The organism is Pseudomonas sp. HY13-MNA-CIBAN-0226, from assembly GCF_040310305.1.
Classification (GTDB): Bacteria; Pseudomonadota; Gammaproteobacteria; order Pseudomonadales; family Pseudomonadaceae; genus Aquipseudomonas; species Aquipseudomonas gregormendelii.
This window is the reverse complement of record NZ_JBEOPS010000542.1, coordinates 1-243: the sequence shown is the minus strand read 5'-3', so window position 1 is coordinate 243 and position 243 is coordinate 1. Positions and strand designations below refer to the sequence as shown.

The window sequence follows — 243 nt, the reverse complement described above, 5'->3', positions numbered from 1 at the left end:
AGGCATCGAATTGGTCAATTTCAAACTGGCTTAAATGGTCAACTCTTTTGGTTTCAGCTGAGGTGTTGTTGATGATGCTTATAACTGATTCGCCAAAGCGCTGGACATTGTTTGCGATGTCTATGATTTCAGAGCGAACAAGCAAAGACCTTTCAGCTATGGCATCGCCATCTCTATGAAATCTAATGGCATTTTTGATGAACCTGTCAAGCTCAGCACCTTTACCTTTCCAATAGTGAGGCA

The 243-nt window shown here is 42.0% G+C and carries 1 protein-coding gene; it reads right to left on the bottom strand.

The genetic code is table 11. From position 1 onward, the window contains the following. Window positions 1–243, bottom strand: a 243-nt coding sequence (locus AAEZ05_RS29825; RefSeq protein ID WP_350650250.1) for a hypothetical protein, incomplete at both ends; no start/stop codon positions are given.